Source organism: Polaribacter gangjinensis (genome assembly GCF_038024125.1).
Classification (GTDB): Bacteria; Bacteroidota; Bacteroidia; order Flavobacteriales; family Flavobacteriaceae; genus Polaribacter; species Polaribacter gangjinensis.
The window spans coordinates 2217079-2240250 of sequence record NZ_CP150662.1; the positions used below are offsets into that span (position 1 = coordinate 2217079).

Here is a 23172-nt window from a genome sequence, read left to right on the forward strand (position 1 = left end):
GATGTCTTCTTTTTTAAAATGGGATTAATTATTCTAAAACGATTTTTTTGTTCAATTTGCCAGCAGCAGTTTCTACTTGAACAATGTACATTCCTGTTGACAATTTTGGCAATGAAATCTCTTTCATTCCAGTTGAACTAAAAGAAGTTTGCATCACTTGTTTTCCTAAAATGCTGTACATTTTTACATTCGCATTTCCTGAAGGCAATCCAACTACTCTCAAGGTATTGTTGTTGATGGCATAGATGCTTGTGTTTTGTAAAACAACCTCATCAGTGCTCAATACACCTGATGCTTTTGTGTGTAAAAAGAAACGTCCTGTTCCATTTAAAGCATCGTTCAAAGTTACTTTGTATGATGAATTTGCTTCGTCTAAACGAGTAATGGTATTTGTTGCTCTATCTTCTAAGAATACTTTTAAACCTTCAGGCAAATTTGTGATAGTTGCTTCAATAGTGATTTGTTTTCCTGCAATTGCATTAATTCCAATTGGAATTATTGTATTTTCTAAATCAGTTTTTGGTACAGATTGAACTTGTAAATCTACCCCAACTTCTGTTGAAGCCAAATGACTGTAGATTGCGAAAGGATTTTGAACTCCTTTGAATAGTGCTCCATCAAAACCGTTATCAAAACCTTTGGTTGCTCCATCAACATAATACAATCGCGCTTTTCTGATATCATTCCCAGAAGATAGTTGCAATAATATTGAAGTTTTTTCTTCTGATTTTGAGAAAGTATCTGCTTCATGACTTTGGAAAGCTTCATTTATTGATAAGGTACCAGCAGCTCCATCTGATTTTACAAAAAACCCTTGTGTTGGTGCAATTTTAAATGCTTCAGTAGAAACCTTTGTATCATAAACACCTGTTGATTGATCCCAAACCCAAATTGTTTTTGATGCTAATGATTCAGAATTTGAAGTTAAATCAAGCATCGTTTCACTATTTATAAAAGAAGGGTAAGGATTTGAAACCAAATTGAATCCGTTTCCTGTTGTTGTTAAAGTTATTGGAGTTAAATCATTTGTCAACATACTTCCTGAAAATGAAATATTTTCAGCAGTCATTTTTTTCACTGAATATCCAATTCCAGATGTTAAAACATTTGCACTTGGTGTGCCAGTGTAATAAGTCCAATTATCATTTAACGTATTGTACGATGCAAAACCTCTATTACTTCCTGTTCCATAAGCAAAATTAGCATCTGAAATAAAATCATCTTCATCTTGGTTTGTTACTGGCGAACCAATTAAATACCAATTGGTAGTAGCAAGATTTCTGTTATAAACTAAATTTCCAGCATAAGTTGAAGTTGTTATAAAAGAAGTCCCTGAATCCATTACAATATTACTAACATCAATAGTTGCTGCAGTTGGCATGAATGCAGAAGATTTAATGTGAACTAAACCACCACTAACAGGATTACCATCAGACCAATTGTTTGCGTCTGTAAAGTCATTGTTTGTTCCATTCCAAATATTGTAATATTCAAATGCCCCTGCATCTGGAGTAGCATCTCTTAAAAATCCTCTTTGATCTATGTTTGAAATTGAAATTGGTAAAGATACTGAACAGTAATTTTTGAAAGCAATGTCTTTATCCATAGTTAACACTTGTGTTTTACCACCATTATCAATTAACCCTCCAGAAATACCTGCTTGAGTTGCAGTTTGGCCAGTTAAATTATTATTACCACTATCAGTAATAATTGCTGGTACAACACCTTCTAATCCTCCAAAAATTGTATTAATTGAGTTTGAAATTGTAACATTAGCGAGATTTAATGACTTTCTTGTTATATCACCTGTGTTTACAATAATTGAATTATATATACTAAACAAAGTTGGGTTTGTACCTGCAAATTGTAAACCCGATTTAGTTAATGCAGCATGAGAATTATTGTAAGTTGTAACATGAATAAAACTTAAAGTAACACCACCACCAGTTGGTGAGGTTGTATATATTGCTCCACCTCCCAAACCACTTGATGCGCTGGTTGTAATATTATTTGAAATTGTGCTATTTTCAATTATTACATCTATTTTATATGATGCAGAATTATTTCCATTTATCCACATTCCACCACCATTTCTTCCAGTATTTGCATTTATAAGTGATTGTTTAATATTTACATTGCAATTGATTGCAGCAGCAGTATTTGGAGATGCCATAATTCCTCCACCTTCAAGGGTAGCAGTGTTATTGCTGATCGTACAATCTGTGATATTTACGTTTGACCCATCAAATGATAATCCACCACCATTTCTAGCTGTCTTGTTATTATTGATAATTAAATTATTTAGTGTAATTAATCCAGTTACTTTATCCCCAAAAATTCCACCACCATTATTTGAGGAATCAGCATTTCCATGTCTAATGCCTAAATTTTCTATTGTTATATTATAACTACCAGATGATAAAGTAACAACTCTAGTTGTTGCAGTATTGGGTGCTGCATTCGCTTGTATAATATCCGTTAAAGGATTTGAGCCTTTTAGTGTAATACTCTTTGCAATAGTAATAGATTCTGTATGAATTCCTGAGATTAAAATGACATCTCCATCATTTGAAGCTGAAATTGCATCTGCAATTGTTGCATATGGATTTCCTCCATAAGGGTTTCCTGCAATATTTACTGTCTGTGAAAAAAGAAATCCTTGTGTAAGGAAAAAAATTAGTAATGTAAGCTTTAGTTTCATAAGTAATGATTTTAGTTAATTTTTGATTTTGAAATAGTAAAACACTAATACATAAAGTGAACTTGTTATGTTTTACTTATTCAATTATAATTTTTTTAGTTAAAGAACTGACATCGTTTTTAATGGTAAGCATGTAAATTCCTTTTGAAAGTCCTTCTAATTGTAAGGTATTTGAGTTTTTAACAGATTTTATTTTTTTACCTAAAATTGAGAACAATTCAAGTGATTGTAAATTAGAAACTCCTTTCACCGAAACCACATTTTTTGCTGGATTAGGATATACAACCATATTAACAAAGTCATTTTTTATAGTACTTAAAACTCCCCCAACTTCAAAAGCTCCAGCATCTGGTGTGCCTTCTCTAGTTGCACCTCTTTGGTCTACATTTGGTAATGAAAAAGGCACTGTTGCTGTACAAAAATCATCTCCACTACTTCCTTCTGTTATGGCTAGTACTTGAGTTTTTCCTCCCTCGCTTGTTAAAGCACCTGTTAAACCAGCATAGGTTGCTTCTTTACCAGTTATGTTATTATTTGCCGCATCTGAGATTACAGTTGGAATTGCTCCGTCAATTCCACCAATAATTGAATTTTTAACATCTGTAGTATTTGTATTACTAAAATTTAAAAATACTTTTCTTGTTAAATCATCAGCAGCAACAATGATTGAATTGTATGCGCTAAAATTGGTTTTTGATCCAGCAGGATCTGCTGTAAAGTTTATTCCAGATTTTATTAAGGCAACATGAGTGTTATTATAAACAGTTGTATGTACCAAACTTAAAGTAACATTTCCGGTATTATTACTATCTCCTGTCCAAGTTGAACCTTTCGACCAAATTGCTCCACCACCAGTTGCACTTGATGCGCTTGTTGCATTATTATTCGATATTGTACTGTTTTCAATAGAAATATTAATTTTATAAGCGTCACCAAAAGTTTTATTTCCATTTATATAGATACCTCCACCATTTCTACCGTTATTACTATCGATTAAAGATTGTTTTATGTTTATGGCACTATCAATTCCGTTTCCACCGTTATTGTTTGGTGCTGCAATAATTGCCCCTCCATCAAAAGTAGCCGTGTTATTTTGGAAAGTACAATTGGTAATGTTAACATTTGATCCTGCTATTCCTAGTGCTCCACCATTTGTTGTCGTGTAATTATTTTTGAAGATAAGGTTGTTAAGTGTTAAAAGTCCCATTATTTTATCAGCATTGATTCCTCCACCATTTGCGTTAAAGTTTCCATGTCTGATTCCTAAATTCTCGATTGTTATGGTTAAAATATCTGTATTTACTGTAGGAGCTAGCGAAATTACTCTTGCGCCAGAACCATCTTTTATTTCAGTTGCAGCTGCCTGAATAATATCAGTTGTTGGGTCTGTTCCTCTTAGTGTGATACTTTTAGAAATGGAAATAGGCTCTGTATGAATACCTGTAATTTCAATAATATCTCCATCAGCTGCAGCTGTAATCGCTTCAGTAATTGTTCCGTATGTAGTTGCACCAATTTTAACTGTTTGTGCATTGATGTTTAAAATGCTAATAAAAGCAAATAATAATAGAGTAATTTTTAGTTTCATAATTAGTTGTTTTTATTGGTTCTAAATTCGTTCCATTGTTTCATTTTTTCTTTTCCTAATAAATTTTTCATCTCATTGAAAACTTTATTGCCTAATTCTTTTAATTTTTCTTTTCTCGTTTCTTCATCATCTTCAAATTCTTTTTTGATTGATTCGCTGTCTTTAAATCGTGCCAATTGAATTTTATAGACGCTATCAGATTCTTCTTTTGTTAACGATAAAGCTTCAGTAATTCTGTCTGTAAATTTCTTTGCTTGTTTCTCAGGATTTTGTGCATTCACTTGTGTAAAAGCAGCTAAAAAAATGAGTAAAAAGAGTGTTTTTAGTGTTTTCATTTTTATTGTATTTGTTAAGTAGTTAAAAAAGTAAATTTTAATTCGCTAACAATAGTAAATCAATAAAATTCGAAATGAGTTTAGATATGATTCAGAAAGGTTTAAAAACTAACCAGGCTAAAAAATAAGGTGTATTTCCTAGTATTTTTAATTGATTTATGGGATATTTTAAATAAAATTACTCTATTGTAATTTTATTTTTTTGGAAAATGGATTGACTAAGTTTTTTAAATTTTAAAAGTAGTTGATTGATACGTTTTCAAGAAGAAATCGGATTTTTCCTTAATAAAATGAAAAAAGATTAATCTTTTTTAAAATTGATTTTATTCAACTTCAATTTTTGGTTTTTCTTCTAGATATCCTAAAGATTTTAAAAAAGCATCCGCTTTTAAGAGTGTGCTTTTATAGTTATCAAACTTATTGTAATTAAAAAAGCCGTGTGTTTTTCCTTCGTATAAATGCACTTCGCAGTTGCTACCAGCTTTATTCATCAATTTTTGATATTTTTTTACTGTTTCAACTGGAATTAATGCATCTTTTGTTCCTAAAAATATGATAGTAGGAGGTGTTCTTTTTTTGATGTTATGAATGGGCGAAAAGTTTTTGTAATCATCCTTTACGCGATCAAAACCCACACCTCCTGGACCATTATCAATAGCTGGATTGAAGAGGATTAAAGCATTTGGTTTACAGCTAATAAACGTATTGTCAGAGGTTTCGTTATAGCCATCAATTAAAGCAGTTGCAGCTGCTAATTGCCCTCCTGCAGAACCACCTGAAGCTACAATTTTTTCAGAATCTATATGATAATTTTTTGCATTTTCCCTAATAAATCTTATGGCTGATTTGGCATCTTTCAACGATTCAAAGGGAGTTGTTTGATGTTTTTTTTTAACTCTGTAATCAACTAAAAAACAAACCAAACCTCTTTGAGCAAAATATTTGGCATGGGGTTCAAATTGTTTTACTGAGCCTTCATTCCAACCTCCACCAAAAAAGAAAACGATGGCTGGATGTTTTTTTGATGTATCAATATTCTCTGGAGAATAAATAAACATACTCAAAGCAATAGAGTCAATTTGTTTGTACACTACTTTTTCTTGTGAAAAAAGCGATGAACACATAAAAAAAACAATCAATACAAATTTTAAATGCCACTTTTTCATTTTTGAATTCTTTGATGAATTTTCATTTGATTATAAATAAACTTTTAAAAGTTTATTTATAATTTCATTGATATCGAATTTATTTAATTGACTAATTCAATAGTTAAATTTTCATTTTCCTTTAGAATAATAGCTTTTTTAAAAGTTTTCATTTTTTGATTTTCTAAGACAAATTTTTTCAGTTCAATTGAACCATATTTTACAGAGAGGTTTACTTGATACCCTTTTTTGCTTTCTGAAATTTCACAAATACCCCAAGCACTTCCATTAGACCAAAAGTAATTTCCTGCTTTATTTGTGAACTTTATTGTTTTTTCTACAGCCGAATATTGGAAACCACTTTGCTGAATAATTGCGGCCCATGATGCCATTGCTCGCGCATAATGATGTCCACATTCTGCTTCATCAAAAGGATTTCTTTTTTGTCCATCATATCTATTTCTAATATTTCCTATAACATCAAGTCCTTCCTCATTCATACCTTCATATAACATACCAATAGCAGCAGTATATTCAAAACCTGTCATCACTTCAGACCAATAAGGAAAGGGTATTAGTGGGCGCCCACCTTTTGGCCAGCTTGCCATCAACAAGCCTTTTTCATCTCCCATTGCAAAAGAGCGCATGTTGTTGAAATGCTCAAACATGCTTTCATTTTTATTATACTTTAAAATGCTTTGTAAGGTAGTTTTAATATTTTCTTTCTTTACAAGATATCCCAAGCCTAAAATATGAGACATGTATTGTCCAACTAATTGATCAACTAAACAACCTGTTGCTAATTGATAATCAGGATTTTCAATGTTTTTACTACCCATTCCTGCCATAAGTCCTTTAGCTATTTTTGATTTATTGACAGGAACTTCTATTTTTTGGATGTAATATTCTCCATTAAAGAGGTTTTCATCTGTCCACTTTGATCCCATTTCAAAAAGTTTTCTGCTTTTTTTTGCAAAAGTAGTGTCTTTCAAATATGTTGCCATTTCTTCAGCAGCTCTTAATGCTCCAAGATACCATAATTGCATTTGAGGATTAGGTCCAAAATATTCAACATCCATTGTATTGTGTTGAACGCCTTCCATCACACCATCTTGATTTGCATCCCATCCATTTTCAACCCATGCAAATGAAAGTGCAGTTTTGACTTGCGACCAATGTTTTTTTAGAAAAACATCATCTCCTGACAGTTGCCATTCTCTGTAAAATTTCATAATGGTTCCCATTTGTCCATCTGCAGCAGCAACATTAATTCCTGAACCTGATGGTATTAATGGGAGGTTAGCTCTAAAGCCCATATGTCCATTTTCTTTCATTGCATAAGCAAATTCAACTTCACGCATTGTTTTGGCTAAATCATTAAAAAGAAAAGGTGTAGCTTGTTCGTAATTCCAAACATGAGTGCAGGAACCTTTGCAGGAGCCAAATCTGTCCATAATTCCTTCCCAACCAAACATTTTTCCATCTTCAATACGAAAAACAGTTTGTGAGCGTAATGTACTTAGATTAAATAGTGCAGCTTCTTTTATTGTTTCAGGATACGTACTGCCCATAAATGAATTTACAAAATCAAGAGTTTTTTGAGTTAATCTTGGTAGTTCATCAAATTTATTTTTTATTACATTCCAGGCATCAGGATATTGAGTGGTGTAATAATTTCCAACTTTTGAATTGGACCAAGCAAAGCGATTTGGATAATGCCAAGTGAAATAAAAAGTAAATGTTTTTTTCTCTCCTGGTTTAAGAACTTTAGAAACTGATAGTGAAGCCATTGGATCATCATCAATTAACTTTTCTTTTTCAGTTAGCTCACCATCTTTACTAAAATCATCCCAAAAATCAAGCAATCCATTACCCCATTCATTTTGTGCAGAACTTGTTCGATAACTAATTTTGGTATTTTTTTCATTTGGAGTTGTAAGTGCCATTGTACCCCATGCAGGAGATGTTTTATTTACTTCATCAGAATACATATAAATCCCTGAAAATTGATTTTCAGATCGGTATTCATTTTTGTTTTTCTTTGCGCCTATTGGAATATAATCTCCTTTCCAATCAGAGGTGTGTTCACTACCATCTTTACCAATAAAATTTCTTATGTTTCCAGATATAGAAACATCTATTTCTGTATTGCTAATGTTTTCAACTTCATATTTAATGATGGCTATTGGTATGCCTGAGGCATCAGCATTTCCAGGGATAAATGGATTGTATCCAATCATTTTAATCTTAACAGGCATTTTAGTATCCGACAAGTTTACAATACCAAATGGGTAAGTAGATTCAAATGAAGCGTTTCTAAAACGAGGCAATCCATGATGATCTACAGATCTACCTTCATAATGCTGATAATCAGCGTGATTTATTGGGCCTAAAAGCGCTTTTGAAATGGGAGCTTCATTTCTTTTCTTTGTGTAAATGGCAAAAAAAGGAGCGTCATTGCCTGTGGTTACAGTACTGTAATTTTTACCAGGAATGTTCATAATTTCCCAGTCTCTAAATTCTCCTATTCCTCCTAAAGAGACAGTTCCTGTGCCAATTCCGCCAATAGGCATTGCAATTCGATGTAAATGATTGCTATCATATTTCTTAAGGATCATTATTTTTTCACTTAGTAACTCATTTTGAGCATTTATAAAATTTGGCATGATCAACATCATGAAAAATATAAATGTTATTAAAATTGGTTTTGCAGAATTTATTTTTGTCATTTCATTTAAAAATTATTTGATGTGAAATAGGAAGAATTTTTGAATATTTTTGAACTGCAACAGGAATTTTATCTCCAAGAATTGCATCTTTTAGTAAAATAAGGCATATTCTTTAAAGTTAGAAGAAGCATCTAAAATGATTTCATTCTTTTTTAAAGTTGTAATGATTGGACTGTATTCTTGAAAACGCCATTCAGCCAAGGTTTGAAAATACATTTCTTTAAATATATTTTGGTGTTCTTTACAAAAAATCAAATTATTCAATTTATTTGGGTCGTTTTTTACATCATACAATTGATGTATAACACCATGAGTATAAATAAATTTATAATATCCTTTTTTCATCATTCTTGATGGCACATTTTTTTCTTTTGGTAAAAGGGTATAATCCTCTCCTCTAAATACAGAAAAAACTACTCTGTCTTTTATTTCGATATTGTTTTTTAAGACATTTACTAATGAGATTCCTTGTTCAGTTGTAGGAGTTTTTCCAACAATCAATTCAGTCAAAGTAGGTATGAGATCTAAAAACTTACGTTGGAATTATTGATAACATTTTGTTTGAATAATTTAGGATATGAAATGATAAATGGCACATTTACAGCATCTTCATACCATGTGTGTAACAATTGTTAAAAATTACTCTAGTTTTTACTAACTTATCAATGTTTGGTTTAATGACTATTTTGCTACCATAAGCGCCTATTGCTTCTAATTTATATTGGTCAGAAATGATAAAAACAACATTTGGTTTTCTTGTTTTATTTTCCTGACCAACAATAATTGTTACAAAAAGAACTGATGAATAACAAAAAAAATCTTTTCATTTAATCGATATTATCGTTGGCCGAAACTTCGATTAACGGAATTGGCCAAGTATAATCTTCTGCTTGTCTAGCACCATCAATGTTGCCATAAGCTGCTCTACACATTTCATCATAAACCCCCATTCTTGTAATGTCAAAAAAGCGATGACCTTCTACCGATAATTCAGCTGCACGCTCACGTAACAATGCTGTCCTGAAAGCATCCATATTCATTCCAAAGCCAGAAAAATTTGGCATACCAACTCTTGCTCTTAAAATATTGATATCTGCCTCAGCAGTTATTGGGTTTTGATTAATTTCAGCCAATGCTTCAGCTCTCATTAAATACACATCTGCTAAACGAATTACATGCCAATTTTGTTGACTAGTATATTCTGTAGTGGCATCTCTATCAATATATTTTGATGTAAAAACTCTAAATAAAGCACCAACAGAAGCGTTTGTTGAAAGGTTGGTTCTTAAGTACCCTGTGCTAGTTGGGTTTAAAACATGGTAAAAGGTTTCATCTTGATATTCACGAATGATAGAATTTTGAAAACGAATGTCATTTTTATCAATATTTCTATTGATAAAATTCGGAATCATTGCGTTTGTGCCTCCAAATCCACCTCCACTTAAACCGGCATTTCTTGGCGTAAATAAATTAGACAAAGCAGTTCCTTGTTCAACGATTGATGACCCTTGAATATCAAAAAGCATCTCTGGATTATTACCGTTTTTTGCATCAAAAATATTGATCCAGTCAGTTAAATTAGAAACTAATTGATAACCACTTTCAGCCAAAACTAAATCACACTGTTCTTTAGCCATTTGATAATACGATTGTGCAGAATTTACAATTCCTAAGTAACGTGCATTACCTAAATTTCCTTCAGTTGCAGTTCTTTTTGATGAAGCAATTTGTAAGTATACTTTTGCTAACATAGCGTGAGCTGAAGCCTTAGTAACGCGCCCAATATTGTTAGTATATCCGTTTCTAGTTTCGTTAAAACCCCAGCAGTTTTCAGTTGCGTATTGTAAATCGCTTATAATTACTTCATAAATATCTTGAATTGGAGATTTTGGCAAACCACCTTCTCCTGGTTTAACAGGAGTAGTTCTTAAAGGAACTTCACCAAAACATCTAACCAAATTGAAATAGTTTAAGGCTCTTAAAAACTTTGCTTCACCAAGAACTCTTTTTTTCAATTGTTCGTCCATATCAACAATATCCGGAACACGAGCAATAACATTGTTTGCATCTTTAATTCCCACATAAATTTCGGTCCAAACAGCAGGTAAATTAGGATCAGTAGATTCTATAGTACCTCTTCTAAAGCTACCATGTCTTCCTGCATTTGGTGTTCCTTGATCAGAAGCTCCAAAAAGGTTTGATAAAAATAATTGTCTATAGTAACCATTCCCTTTTTTTAAATCGGCATATACAGCCGTTAAAGCGGCTAATGCATCTGTTTCATTTTTATAGAAAAAATCTGTTCCTATTTGATTTAGTGGTTGTTCTTCTAAAATACTATCACAGCTAAGAAATAAGATTGTAAATCCTAAAAATAAAAGCTTTTTAAAGTTGAAAGTTGTTTTCATAATATTATTAATAATTAAATTGTAAACCGAAAGTATAAGTTTTTACGCCAGGATATCCTCCAAAATCAACACCTCTTCTTTGAGGATCTTTGCTGAATGATGTTGCTTCTGGGTCATAACCAGGATATTTTGTCCAGGTTAGTAAATTTTGACCTGCAGCATACAATCTTAAACTGCTTGAACCTTTAAAATTTAAGGTATAACCAATGTTTAAGTTTTTTAATCTTACGAATGAGCCATCATAGATTTGTCTGTCAGAAACGATAGCTCTAGGTCCTGAACCTTCAACCAAAGCAGCAGGATTTCCAACACCTGTTGTATTTCCAATAGCAGGATTATAAGTAAGTTCGCCAGTAGCTCTATTGAGTTCTAAAGGAGCTTTCCAAGAGTCTTGAAATGCAGATAATAAACCGTTTCTCGCTCCAGTATTTGATAAAAGTTGCCAAGAATCTACCCAAAATAAATCACCTCCTTTTTGAGCTGTAACTAAAAAGCTTGCATCCCAATTTTTATATTTAAAATTGTTTGTAATTGCGATGTTAAAGTCTGGATTTGGATCCCCAATTTGAACATAATCATCAAAATTGATTACTTGTTTACCATCACCATCAATAGTATTGGTGTTATTATTTATGTATTTAATTTCTCCAGGAGTTGCTCCACTAATTCCGCTATTATTAGCCTCTTCCCAATCACGATAAATTCCATCAGTTTGAGCTCCCCAAAAAATACCTAGTGGCATTCCTTCCATAAACATGATTGGATTAGTTTGTGCAAAACCAACATTTGGACCTAATTGAAATTCTAGATTTGAATTTAAGCTTATCAATTTATTTCTATTCAAAGAAAAATTACCAGAAATGTCCCAGCTAAAATCTTTTTCTTCAAAAATTGCTGTATTGATGGCTAATTCAAATCCTTTGTTTTCTACTTCTCCAAAATTATCTACAATAGAGGCAAATCCGTTGGATGCTGGTAAGGTTACAAACTGTAATAAATCTTTGGTTCTTTTCAAATAGGTATCAATTGTGATGTTCACTTTTGATTTAAAAAGACTGATATCTAAACCTGCATTGAATTGATCTGTTTTTTCCCAAGTTAAATCGTCGTTTGCTAAATTTGATTCAAAATAACCTGTAACTAACTGATTGTTAAAATTATACCTAATAGGATCTAACAAAGCCAATGATTGATAAGGCGCGATAGGATTACTACCTGTTCTACCATATGACATCCTTAATTTCATATCAGAAATTGTTTTAGAATCTTTTAAGAATTTTTCTTTTGATACTGTCCAAGAGAGAGCAAGTGAAGGAAAAATTGCGCTTTTGTTGTTTTCAGCAAACTTAGATGAAGCATCAATTCTTGCATTTACATCAACAAAATATTTGTTTTTATAAGAATACCCAACTCTGGCAAGTCCTGATAACAAACCAAAATCTCTAAATTGTGATACAGGAACTAAGATATCTGTTGCAGCTTGAAAATCGTAAAATTTAGTAGCATCAGAACCAAAACCAAAGGCTTTGTTAAATAAAGATCGAATGCTGTTTTTTTCTAAGGTACCTACAATAATTGCATCAATTTTGTGTCCATTAAAATTATTTCTATATCGCAAACTAGTTTCTGCATAAATTTTTTCATTTTCAATGTAAGCTTGGGTTGCTTCGCCATTGTTTCTTCTACCTCTTGTAGTAGTTGTTGGATAGTAACTATCTCTATTACTTCTTTGAAAGTTGAAAGCACCTTTTACCATAGCAGTTAATTTTGGGGAAAGTTTTGCTGACAATGATAAATTTTGAACAAAATTGTAGGATTCTTTCAAATCTATTACCTGAGTTGCCAATGTAAATGGATTTGAAATGACATTTCCTTCATTTAAATCGGCATAAATATCATCATCTTCACCAGGATTTAACAATCCAAAAATTGGTTGGAATTGGAGTGTTTGAGAAACAATACCTCTTTGTAAGAAAATTTCGCCATTACCAACAGAAGTTGCATTGCCTTTGTTATGTGCAAAATTGGTTCTCGAAATCACATCAATTTTATTATTAAAAGCTTTAGTACGAGCATTTAAATTGAAAGTAATTCTTTTATTTCCTGTATTTAAAATAACACCTTCAGTATCTTGCATACCTAAGCTCATTAAAATATTTTTTCTTTCATCACCACTTCTATAAGATAAATTATAGTTGTTAGAAATGGCTTGTCTATAAGTTAGTTTTTGCCAATTATTGTCAACTCCTGTTGTTGTTGGAAAAGGAATTGAAAAATTTGCTAATTCAGGAAAATTCGTTGTATTTAATGCTTGTGTACCATCAAATGGACCTCCAACTCTTAAAGGATTTGTTGCATTGATATAAAATTGATTGATGGCGCGTTGATTCATAAATTCTTCAAATTGAGGGCCATTCATCACGTCAATTTCGTTGGAAACGTTCGTAATAAAATTATCAATAGTTACTGTTATTGCGTCTTTTCCTCCTTCAGTTGCGCCGCTTTTTGTAGTAATTAAAACTACTCCATTTGCACCTCTGGCACCATAAACCGCAGTTGCAGCAGCATCTTTTAATACTTCAATTTTTTCGATATCATTTGGATTGATAAAACTCAACGAATTTTGAGATTGTCCTGAACCTCCATTTCCTTCAGCATCAGTCATTGGATCTAAAGGAACACCATCAATCACATACAAAGGTTGTGTACCGCCTAAAATTGAGTTTGTTCCTCGAATTGAAATTGCAATTCCTCCTCCAGGTTCACCGCTATTGGTAACTACAACACCTGCAACTTGACCTTGTATCAATTGCTCAACTGTATTTGTTCTTACTTTTTCTAAGTCTTTGGCTTTAATTTGAGCAATTGATCCAGATAAATCTTTTTTATTTACATCAAAATAACCAACACTAACGACAACTTCATCCAATTGATTTAAATCGGTTTGTAAATAAACCACCATTGGAACTTCAGTTGCTTTTAACTCCATTGTTTTCATTCCGATAAATGAAAAAACGAGTATTTTATCTTTGGAAGTTTTAATTTCAAAATTTCCATCAAAATCTGTGTAGGTTCCTACTTTTGTGCCTTTTACAAGAATTGATACTCCAGGTAAAGTTTCGCTAGTTTCTTTGTCATACACTTTTCCTTTGATGGTAATTTCTTGCGAAAGCACCACAAAAGGTAAAAAAAGTAATAGTAAATAGATGATTTTTGTTTTCATAAAAATTAGTTGATTATTATTTTTCTTGTTACGATTGATTGATTTTTATTTTTGATGAGCACCAAATACAAGCCTTTTGTTAATTGATTTACATTGAGTTCTTGTTCGTTTTGTACATTTATAAATGTTTTCACTGTTTTCCCTGTAATATCAATAATGGAAACACGTTCGTTGTTTTCTAATTGATTTATTTTAAAAATTCCATTATTTGGATTTGGATATAATACAAAGCTCTCATCATTCTTAGAAATATCAGAGATAGATAATGAATTTGCCCATTGTTGTCTTAAAAAGTTGGCAGCAACTCCCCAATTTCCATCAGGTTTTTTCATCCATTTACCTACCAACCATTGATTGAGGAAATCTCTATTGTATTGTGTGTTTTTTTCCCAAGTAAAACCATCAGGACCTGCTTTGTCATTTCCATACAAATTCCAAACATAAAAGTTCGGAATTCCAAGTCCTAAAGCCACACCAATATATCTTGTGTATCTGTTTGTAATTCCTGTAGGATTTTGAATTCCCTCATAAAATGAAGGATTTTCATTGATCCCAAATTCACCAATTTGCACAGGGAAATTGGTATTCATTTCTTTGGTTTCATTGGTGTAATAACGAGCCACTTCTAAACCTTTCCACATGGCATGCCCAAGAGGATTATTGCTATCAAACCATCCACCATCATAGGCTGACCAAGAAGATAAATCAATTCTTGTTGCAGGTATGACATTTCCTAAAACACTAGGCGTGTTGTTTTGCATCATGGTCATTCTTACACCATTTTTTAACATCCAAAGTTTATTGAATTCTATAGCATGAAAAACTTTTGCACTGGCATTGGTATGCTCACTTCTGGCACGTTCTACACCTCTTTGTCTGGCTCTGAACAAACGAGCCATTCCTTCTATTTTCCAATCAACATCATCAGGAATTAAGTTCACATCATTTTCCCATAAAACACCTTGACCTCTCAACATCCAGTCACCTTCCCAGTTTTGGTATACAAAGGTTTTGTCCATTGATCCATAAGTTTCAAGAAGATGTTTTGTTAAATCATAGAATTGTTGTTCTTGATCTAAATATCTATCGTGATTTAAATCAGGACCATCTTGATAAAACGATTGGTTTTTGGTGGTTGTCCAAAAAGTATGTCTTTTGATGTGAGTTCTTTTGAATAAAGAATCTACATGTTGATGTTGAGCAACATCTTTTAGATTATTAAAATTCGGCCAAGTATGATTAAAATGATAGGCAGATTCCATATTTCCATTTTGGGCAGTTAGGGTAGTTTTAAAAGAGGTTGCTCCAAAATCTTTATATACATCCAAACCTTCTAACAAATAAGGTCTGTCAGTAAAATTATACCATCCAGCAATGTGACTTGCTCCAAAAATATCTTTGATTTGAGGAACAGAAGCCCCTTTACTTGGGTCAAACTCGTCAATTTTTGCAGTGATTGTTTCTTTACTTGATTGTGTTGCTAGGTAGTGTTTTCTAACCTCTCCATTATTCACGAAAGTAAAATTTGGGTTGTTTGATGTGACACTTTCTATAGTTGTATTCTCTCCTAAACGAAATAATCCGCCTGAATTTATGGTGAAATTAAATCCTGCAACAGCAGCAGCTCTAGTCACATTGTTGTTGATGAGTTGTGTATACAAAACACCTTGATTTTCGATAGTAAGTGAAGTTGTTTCACCAACATTGGTGTTTCTTGTAAACAGACTCACATCATTGGTAACTACAATTCCTTTGATGGTAAGGCTTGATTTTGCGGTAGTTGAACTAAATTCGTGTGTACTTCCTGTTAAACCCAACACTTTTTTTATTCTTACGTAAGCAAAATGTTCGATAGAAACATTGACTTTGTGATTAGATCTAATTACAAAATTATCATCAAGTGTCATGTTGTATAAATCAATGATGACATTTTTTTCACCATCAGCGCTTGCAATACTTAGCACTCTTGGATTGAAATATCCTGAGCCAGAAATGTAGGTTACATTGCTAGTTAGATTTAAAAAAATACGACTGTTTAAAGAATACAAACTTCCATCACCTGAACTTCCTGGAAGATTTCTTCCTGAAGAAAAAGTACCATCACATAAAATATTTCCATTGATGCGTAAATCTTTTTCGAAACTAGCTTGATTGTGTCCCATTCGTAAAACAGCTTTGGGTTTTACGTTTAGGTTTTTGCATAAATCTACCACAACTCCTGAACTTGTTCCTTGAATATCAATATAAACTGTATGATTATCATTGATGATGACATCTGTATTTGCAGTAGGCACTTGTCCATTACTCCAAACTGTTGCATCACTCCAATTACCACTTTTGGTTGTTGTTACAGCGTTTGAAAAATCGATATTTTGATTGCTAACAATTGATAATTGCGCAAGCGAAGTAAAGAAAGTAAAAAACAAAACTACAAATGATGCAGCTTGTTTATTGTTCAATAGCTGTATCATTTTTTTGAATTTACAATATTTATAACTTCTACTCTCAATTCATTATAAACTTCATTCAGCACTTTTAATGCTTCAATTTTAAAAACTTCTTGAGTAGGATATACTTTATGTTGTTCTTTATAATCTTTTAAATACTCATTAATTTTTTTGTAATAATTTTGATGTAGGTAGTACATGGTCCTTTTTTCACCTTTTTCATTGATTAAAGACATGTTTTTAGATTTACCAGTTTCTGTATATTCGTTGTTATACAATTGCCAATACAGTGCAAAAGGGTAGTCTTCTTCTAAAGAAATCTGCATGATGTCTTTTGCATTGTCAAATTGTTTAAGGAGTGTTTCAGGCTTATCATCCATTGCATGCCCACCATATTCGCCAATAAAAACTCTTCTTTTAAAAGGCAATCCTTCTTTAGGTTTTAACTGACTTTCTATATAATTCATCACTTTTGTCATCGATTCTTTATTTGCCTCGTAATCTTTTTTCTTGCTAGATTCGTAGCTAGAATATGATACAAAATCAACATCAACATTTGGTAAAATATGGCTTGTGATAGAGATTTTACCTTCCATCCCTTTTACAGCCAAGTTCACTTCGATATAATTGTACACAGAAACATTTTTGTGAGGAGTTTTTTCTTTGGCATCAGCAATTGCTCGTTGTCTTATTTGGAACCATTGGGTCATGTTTTCAACTGTTTGTTGTGAAGGTTCTATATTTTTTTTCCCTTCACCATGTAGCAACCAATCACCTTCCCAATTTCCAATCATAAAAGTTTTGCCAGTGTTATTGTATTTTTTTAGTAGATATGCCGTAAAATCATACATTTCTTTATAAAGAATTTTTTCTTGTTCTTTAGTGATGCCATTTTTCCATTTAATTCCTGTAACGGTATGTACCCAGAAAAAGAAGTACTTAAAATCCATCTGAAATACTTTGTCAAAGTCAGGAATTAGCTTTATTACATCTAATGTGTTTTTTGCATCACTTTTATTGTAACCATAATTTGATAAGATTTTATCGGTGATTGTAGTTTTAAAAATATTAGAACCTACAGCTCTGGTTTGTTTGGCTTGTTCTATTAGTTTTGAATCTTTTGTAAATTGATATTTTGTTGGAAAACTATTCAATCCTAACACAAAATTATAGTCCTCTAAAGCTATTGTTTTATCATAAGTAATTTCTTGACCAACAATAAATGTGGTTGATAAAAGGAATAGTATTATTGAAAAATGTTTCATTAATTTTATGGGTTTAAACTTTTAAATTGCAATGCTTTTTTCTTGAATTCATTAAAACTTGGGGACTTTCCATTGGCTTTTACGTATTTTTCTACAAACGCTTTTGACTCCTTATAAAACGAATTGTGTGTGTACCAAATGGGTTGTTTTTTACCTTTGTCGTTGATTAACCAATAACCTACTTGCTCACCATTGGTATTTATTTCATTGTTGTACATTTCCCAATACAAAATAAATGGTGTTCCCCATTCTAAAGCAGCTTTAATTGTCCAAATAGAACGCAAATTTTGAGATTCATCACTGTTAGAAATACTTGGACTTCCGTATTCACCAATCCATACTCTTTTTCCTTCAGGAAGTCCTGTTTTTGGAGAAAGTTGAGATTCTAAATAATCTAGCGCTTTTTGAAGATTTTTTTTCAATTTTTCTTCAGTTTTATAAGGATTTGTTGCGTCGTAAGAAGAATATGAAACATAATCAGGATTTACCACATTTACAATACTATTGGCAACAACCTGAGCATTTGGTTCATCCAAGGCTTTTTTTACCAGATTTACTTCAATATAATGATACACTTCTATATCATTATGAGTAACCGCTTTTTTTGCATCATCAATGGCTTTTTGTCTGATTTTTGCCCATTTGATCATGCCTTCTAATGTTTTAGGGTTTGCAGGTTTTGTTCGGTCATAATCAGAGCGTAAGTGCCAATCACCTTCCCAATTTCCTAAATAAAATATTTTACCAGTTCCATTATAAGTTTTTAAAAGATATGAGGTAAATTCATACAATTCATCATACAATGCTTTTTCATATTTTTCTGAAAATCCATCAATAAATTTAATTTGAGCGGTATCGTCTTTTTTTCCTTCAGGTTCAGGAGTGTATTGAGAAAATCCATATGTCCAAATATGATAAAATTTAAAATCCATGTCCAATACTTCTTTCATTGAGGGCTCTAGCGTTGCTAATTTTGTTAAAGAAGTAATTTGATCATTGTGTGGTAATCCATAATTTTCAGAGGAATATCTTGGATGCATAGAAAATTTTAAGAGATTGGAACCCATTTTTTGAATTTCTAAGGCAGTTTCTACCAACATAGATTTATCAGTGAACTTGTATTTAGAACCCACAGTTTGCGTCCCAATCACATAGTTAAAAGAGTTTACATGATGTTTTACATTTTTACCACCCTTTTTAAATGAGGTGATAAAAAAATAACCAACAATACTGATTGCGATCATAATGATGGTAAAGTAGAATGGGTTAATTTTTTTCATTCTAAAAAATAATTAAATTTTAATTGACCGCAATTTCAATTATTTTTTAAAAAATAAGGTTTGTAATCCATTCAACTAGGTTTAAAATATAGTCATGAGTCTAGGATTATTAATAAATATCTAGTAACGAAGTCTCATTTTTATAAATGCTAGTTTTAACTTAGAATTAAAATTGTTTTCTAAAGAGTATTTTACTGTGAGTCTATAAATTCTTTGGGAGTTTGTCCGTAATATTTTTTGAAAATTGTACTGAAGTACTTTGGGTCTTGAAAGCCAGATTCATACGCAATGTCTGAAATTCGAGTATTTGGTTTGTTTTTCATTAATTCTTCAGCATGGCTTAGTTTAATTTTTATAATCAAATCAGAAGGTGACATTTGTATCAATCCTTTTAATTTTCTGAATAAATTTGATCTACTCAATCCCATATTTTCGCTCAAATTGTCTATCGAAAAATCTTTGGAGTGTAAATTAGATTTTATCATTTCAATTACATCAGATAAAAATCGTTCATCAGGCGTAAGTTGTTTTTCTACTTCTTTATCATCTAAAAGACGATGAATATTTTCTCTTGATTTGATTAAATTCTGAATGGTAACTTTTAATATTTCTAAATTGAACGGTTTCTCAACATACGCATCAGCACCAGTTTCCAATCCTTTTAATTTATCGTCAATATCAACCAATGCCGTTAACATAATTATAGGAATATGGCTTGTTTTGAAGTTGGTTTTCAGTAAGTTACACAATTCTTTGCCATTCATTTCTGGCATCATAACATCCGTAATGATCAAATCAGGATTTTTAGATAGTGCAATTAGCAAACCCTCTTTTCCGTTTGAAGCCTCTAAAACAGTATATTGTTTATCCAATTCGTTTTTGATGGCTTTTCGCAATTCTTCAGTATCTTCTATCAATAAAATTACCTTGTCCTCTTGAATTAAATTATCAACCGATTTTTCTGAAGTTGCTTTTTGAATCTCGGTTTTTAATTCTCCTTGCTTGTAATGCTCAGTGCCATAAGGCAAAACAATGGTAAATTTCGATCCAATATTTTCTTTACTTTCCAACAATATTTTTCCTCCATGCAATTCAATTATTTTTTTGGAGAGCATCAATCCAATGCCAGTTCCAGGAATTCCTTTGTTAGAAACATTAGTTCCACGTGTAAATCTTTTAAAAACGAGTTCTTGCTGTTTTTCGGGAATTCCAATTCCAGTATCTATAAATTCAATGGATAAATTGTTGTTTTTTACATACGCTTTTATGTCAATTTGACCTCCATCTTCACTGTATTTTATGGCATTTGAAATCAGGTTGTAAAAAATTCGAGTCATTTTTACCTTATCAAACCAAACAGGAATGTTTTTAACATCCATCTGAATATCCAAAGATCGTTCTTGTAAAATGGGTGTAAAATCTTTCACCACATTTGCCAAACATTCGCTCAAATCAACTTTTGTAACCGAAAGTTTCAACTGATTTCTATCAATTTTTTGAAAATCTAATAATTGAGTTACATATTCATTCAAATTTTCAGTGTTTCTTTGAATCAATTCAATTGATTTCTTGGTGTTTTCTTGATTGGTCAATTGTTTCACCAATAATTGAATTAGTGAAACTGGTGTTCTAATATCATGTGCAACTTCAATAAAAAATTTGATGCGATCTTCATCAGTCCGTTTTCTAATGTTTGCTTTAGTAACTCTATAAATCAAATAAATGAAAAAACAAATGATGATAAAATAGCTGATGATGGCAACTGCTGTTTTCCAAAATGGTTTTTTAACGGTGATTTTTAATACTAATTCTTTGTCTCCTTGAACGCCTTCAGCATTGAAACCTTTTGCCAATAATCGATAGTTACCAGGTGCTAAATTAGAATAGGTGATTTTTTCATTGCCATAAATGGTTTTTGATTTTTCGTCAAATCCATGCAATTGATATTCAAATTTATTTCTTTTAGAGCCATGAAATTTGATGGTTTCAAAATTGAAAGAAATGGAGTTTTGATCAAATTCAAGTTCAATTTCATCTAAAAAATTGATGTTTTTTTTGAGTGAAATTGTATCAGGTTTTTTTCCATTGATTTGAAAATTACCAAGAAAAATATCATTGATTGGGCGATCTTTTTCTAATTCAATGGGTTGAAAAATGATAGCGCCATTAGGACCACCAAATGCAAAACGACCATCTTTTAGTTTTGTAGAAGCGCCCAAACCAAATTCTTCAATTATTAAACCATCTTGATCATTATATTTTCTAAATAATTTGGTTTTGATTTGATACATCCAAAGTCCAGAAATGGTCCCTAAAAACAAGCGATGCATATTGTCTTTTTTGATGGAAAAAACAGTGCCAATTTCTTTTTTTGAATCTTCACTACTGTTTTCAATAGTTTCATCACTCAAATTAAATTTGTACAAACCGTTCGTACTTCCAATCCAGATTGCATTATTCAATTGATCAAAATGCAAACTTTGTATTTCATTGATATTGTTAAAAAAATCACCTTTTAGTTTTCGAACACTTTTGTTACGATCATTAATCTCAAAAAAGCCATTACTAGTGCCTGCATAATAAATATCATCATAACCTTGTACAATTGCTCTAACCAAACCAATGGCATATTTGCTGATTAATTTATTTTGATGATAGTGCATTAATGGGCCATCACTACCAGAAACCCACAAATTTTCACCAAAAACAACGAGGTTAAAAATAAATTGTAAAGGTACTTTGGGTTCTAAATTAGGTAAACTTACTGTTTCTTCTTTCGGATTAAATTTTAAAATTCCTTCGCCATAAGTTCCTATCAAAAGTTCGTTTTGATATTCATTAATAGCCAATACAGCAGTGTTGTATAACTTAGGATTTTTGTTGTAGTTTGTCCATTTTTTATCACCAAATTTACTAATACCATTTTCCGTTCCAAACCATAAATCACCATTTTCAGATTCGTAAACAGCTCTCACACTATTATTGTTGATACTGTTTGGATTGTTCAATTCATGCGTTATTTGCTGAAAAATATTGTCTTTTTGATAAATAATATTGATGCCACCTTCTCTTAAACCAATCCAATAGGCATTTAATTTATCTACAAAAATTTCATAAATACTGTTTTGGCTGATGCTATTGGCATTGTCAACATTATGACTAAAAGACGAAGTTATTTTCAAATTTTCATCTATCACAAAAAGACCCAATCTATCAATAGCAACAAGAGCATTGTTTTGATTATCGAATTTAATTTTTCTGATAGCATACGTTTTTTTCAGAATTTCATCAATTACAATTGGTTTTATCTCATTGTTATCTTTGATGAAAAGTCCGCCAACTTCGGTTCCAATCCAAAGTCTATTTTTAGCATCTAAGGCAATATTGATGATGTCATTTTTCTCTAAAATTCTATCAGAAAAAATGAGTTTATTTGTTTTGGTATCATAGTTATATACAAAACATCCTTTTCCAGTAGCAGAAAAAACGGTATTGTTTTTTACCAATACTTTTCTGTTGAAATTGGTTTCAGGGTAAAAAATTTCAGATTTCTTTTTGGAAGTTGTATTGTAAATCAAAAGTCCTGTGTCCAGACCAATCACTATTTTATCATCTTGTAGTTTTGCAATTGATAAAAATCGTTTTTTATCAATGTGTAACACTTTTTCAAAAGAGTCAAATTTGTATAAATATTTGATGAGGTAACCATTAGGGCTAATCATGTAAATGGTTCCATTCAAATTTATAATATCAACAATTCCTGTACTTTCAGAAGAAGTAATTGTTTCTAAATCATACTTTTTAAATTCAACACCCGAAAATCTATTGATTCCTTTGTCTGATCCAATCCAAAGGTACCCAAGGCTGTCTTTTTCAAAAACATTGATAGTACCGTTTATTATGCCTTCTTTGGTATCAAGTCTTTTAACATATTGAGAAAAACCTGTAAAGTAAACACACAATAAAGTAATGAAATGCAGAAAAAAAGGATTGTTGTAGTGTTTCATTTGTTGTGTAATTGTTATCAAAAATAGCAAAAAACCCAGTGAAT

At 31.6% G+C, this 23172-nt stretch carries 12 protein-coding genes; all 12 read right to left on the reverse strand.

Annotation, left to right across the window (positions count from 1 at the left end; all coding sequences use genetic code 11):
* Positions 1 to 28: 28 nt before the first annotated feature.
* Entirely contained in the window at positions 29 to 2701 is a 2673-nt protein-coding gene (locus WHA43_RS09880) for a T9SS type A sorting domain-containing protein (RefSeq protein ID WP_105046887.1), read from the reverse strand.
* A gap of 76 nt (positions 2702 to 2777) precedes the next feature.
* Positions 2778 to 4289 (reverse strand): T9SS type A sorting domain-containing protein, encoded by a 1512-nt coding sequence (locus tag WHA43_RS09885; RefSeq protein ID WP_105046888.1) that lies wholly within the window; start codon positions 4287 to 4289, stop codon positions 2778 to 2780.
* Positions 4290 to 4291: 2 nt separating this feature from the next.
* Positions 4292 to 4624, reverse strand: a complete 333-nt coding sequence (locus tag WHA43_RS09890) for a hypothetical protein (protein ID WP_105046889.1) — start codon at positions 4622 to 4624, stop codon at positions 4292 to 4294.
* A gap of 323 nt (positions 4625 to 4947) precedes the next feature.
* The gene (locus WHA43_RS09895) at positions 4948 to 5790 is read right to left on the reverse strand and encodes an alpha/beta hydrolase (RefSeq protein WP_105046890.1); all 843 of its coding nucleotides are present in this window, start codon (positions 5788 to 5790) and stop codon (positions 4948 to 4950) included.
* 83 nt (positions 5791 to 5873) lie between these two features.
* The gene (locus WHA43_RS09900) at positions 5874 to 8498 is read right to left on the reverse strand and encodes a GH116 family glycosyl-hydrolase (RefSeq protein WP_211290328.1); all 2625 of its coding nucleotides are present in this window, start codon (positions 8496 to 8498) and stop codon (positions 5874 to 5876) included.
* 90 nt (positions 8499 to 8588) lie between these two features.
* Positions 8589 to 9017: a sulfatase/phosphatase domain-containing protein gene (locus tag WHA43_RS09905; RefSeq protein ID WP_340828694.1), complete on the reverse strand. Its 429-nt coding sequence runs from the start codon at positions 9015 to 9017 to the stop codon at positions 8589 to 8591.
* Between the two features lie 308 nt (positions 9018 to 9325).
* Positions 9326 to 10906, reverse strand: a complete 1581-nt coding sequence (locus WHA43_RS09910) for a RagB/SusD family nutrient uptake outer membrane protein (protein WP_105046893.1) — start codon at positions 10904 to 10906, stop codon at positions 9326 to 9328.
* Between the two features lie 7 nt (positions 10907 to 10913).
* Entirely contained in the window at positions 10914 to 14129 is a 3216-nt protein-coding gene (locus tag WHA43_RS09915; RefSeq protein ID WP_105046894.1) for a SusC/RagA family TonB-linked outer membrane protein, read from the reverse strand.
* 5 nt (positions 14130 to 14134) lie between these two features.
* Entirely contained in the window at positions 14135 to 16600 is a 2466-nt protein-coding gene (locus WHA43_RS09920) for a T9SS type A sorting domain-containing protein (RefSeq protein WP_105046895.1), read from the reverse strand.
* A complete protein-coding gene (locus WHA43_RS09925; protein ID WP_105046896.1) occupies positions 16597 to 17841 on the reverse strand; it encodes a hypothetical protein in 1245 nt (414 codons plus the stop codon). Before WHA43_RS09925 ends, WHA43_RS09920 begins: the two co-directional genes overlap by 4 nt.
* A gap of 5 nt (positions 17842 to 17846) precedes the next feature.
* Positions 17847 to 19121, reverse strand: a complete 1275-nt coding sequence (locus tag WHA43_RS09930) for a hypothetical protein (RefSeq protein ID WP_105046897.1) — start codon at positions 19119 to 19121, stop codon at positions 17847 to 17849.
* A 191-nt stretch (positions 19122 to 19312) separates the two neighbouring features.
* Entirely contained in the window at positions 19313 to 23128 is a 3816-nt protein-coding gene (locus WHA43_RS09935; protein WP_105046898.1) for an ATP-binding protein, read from the reverse strand.
* Between the last annotated feature and the right edge of the window lie 44 nt (positions 23129 to 23172).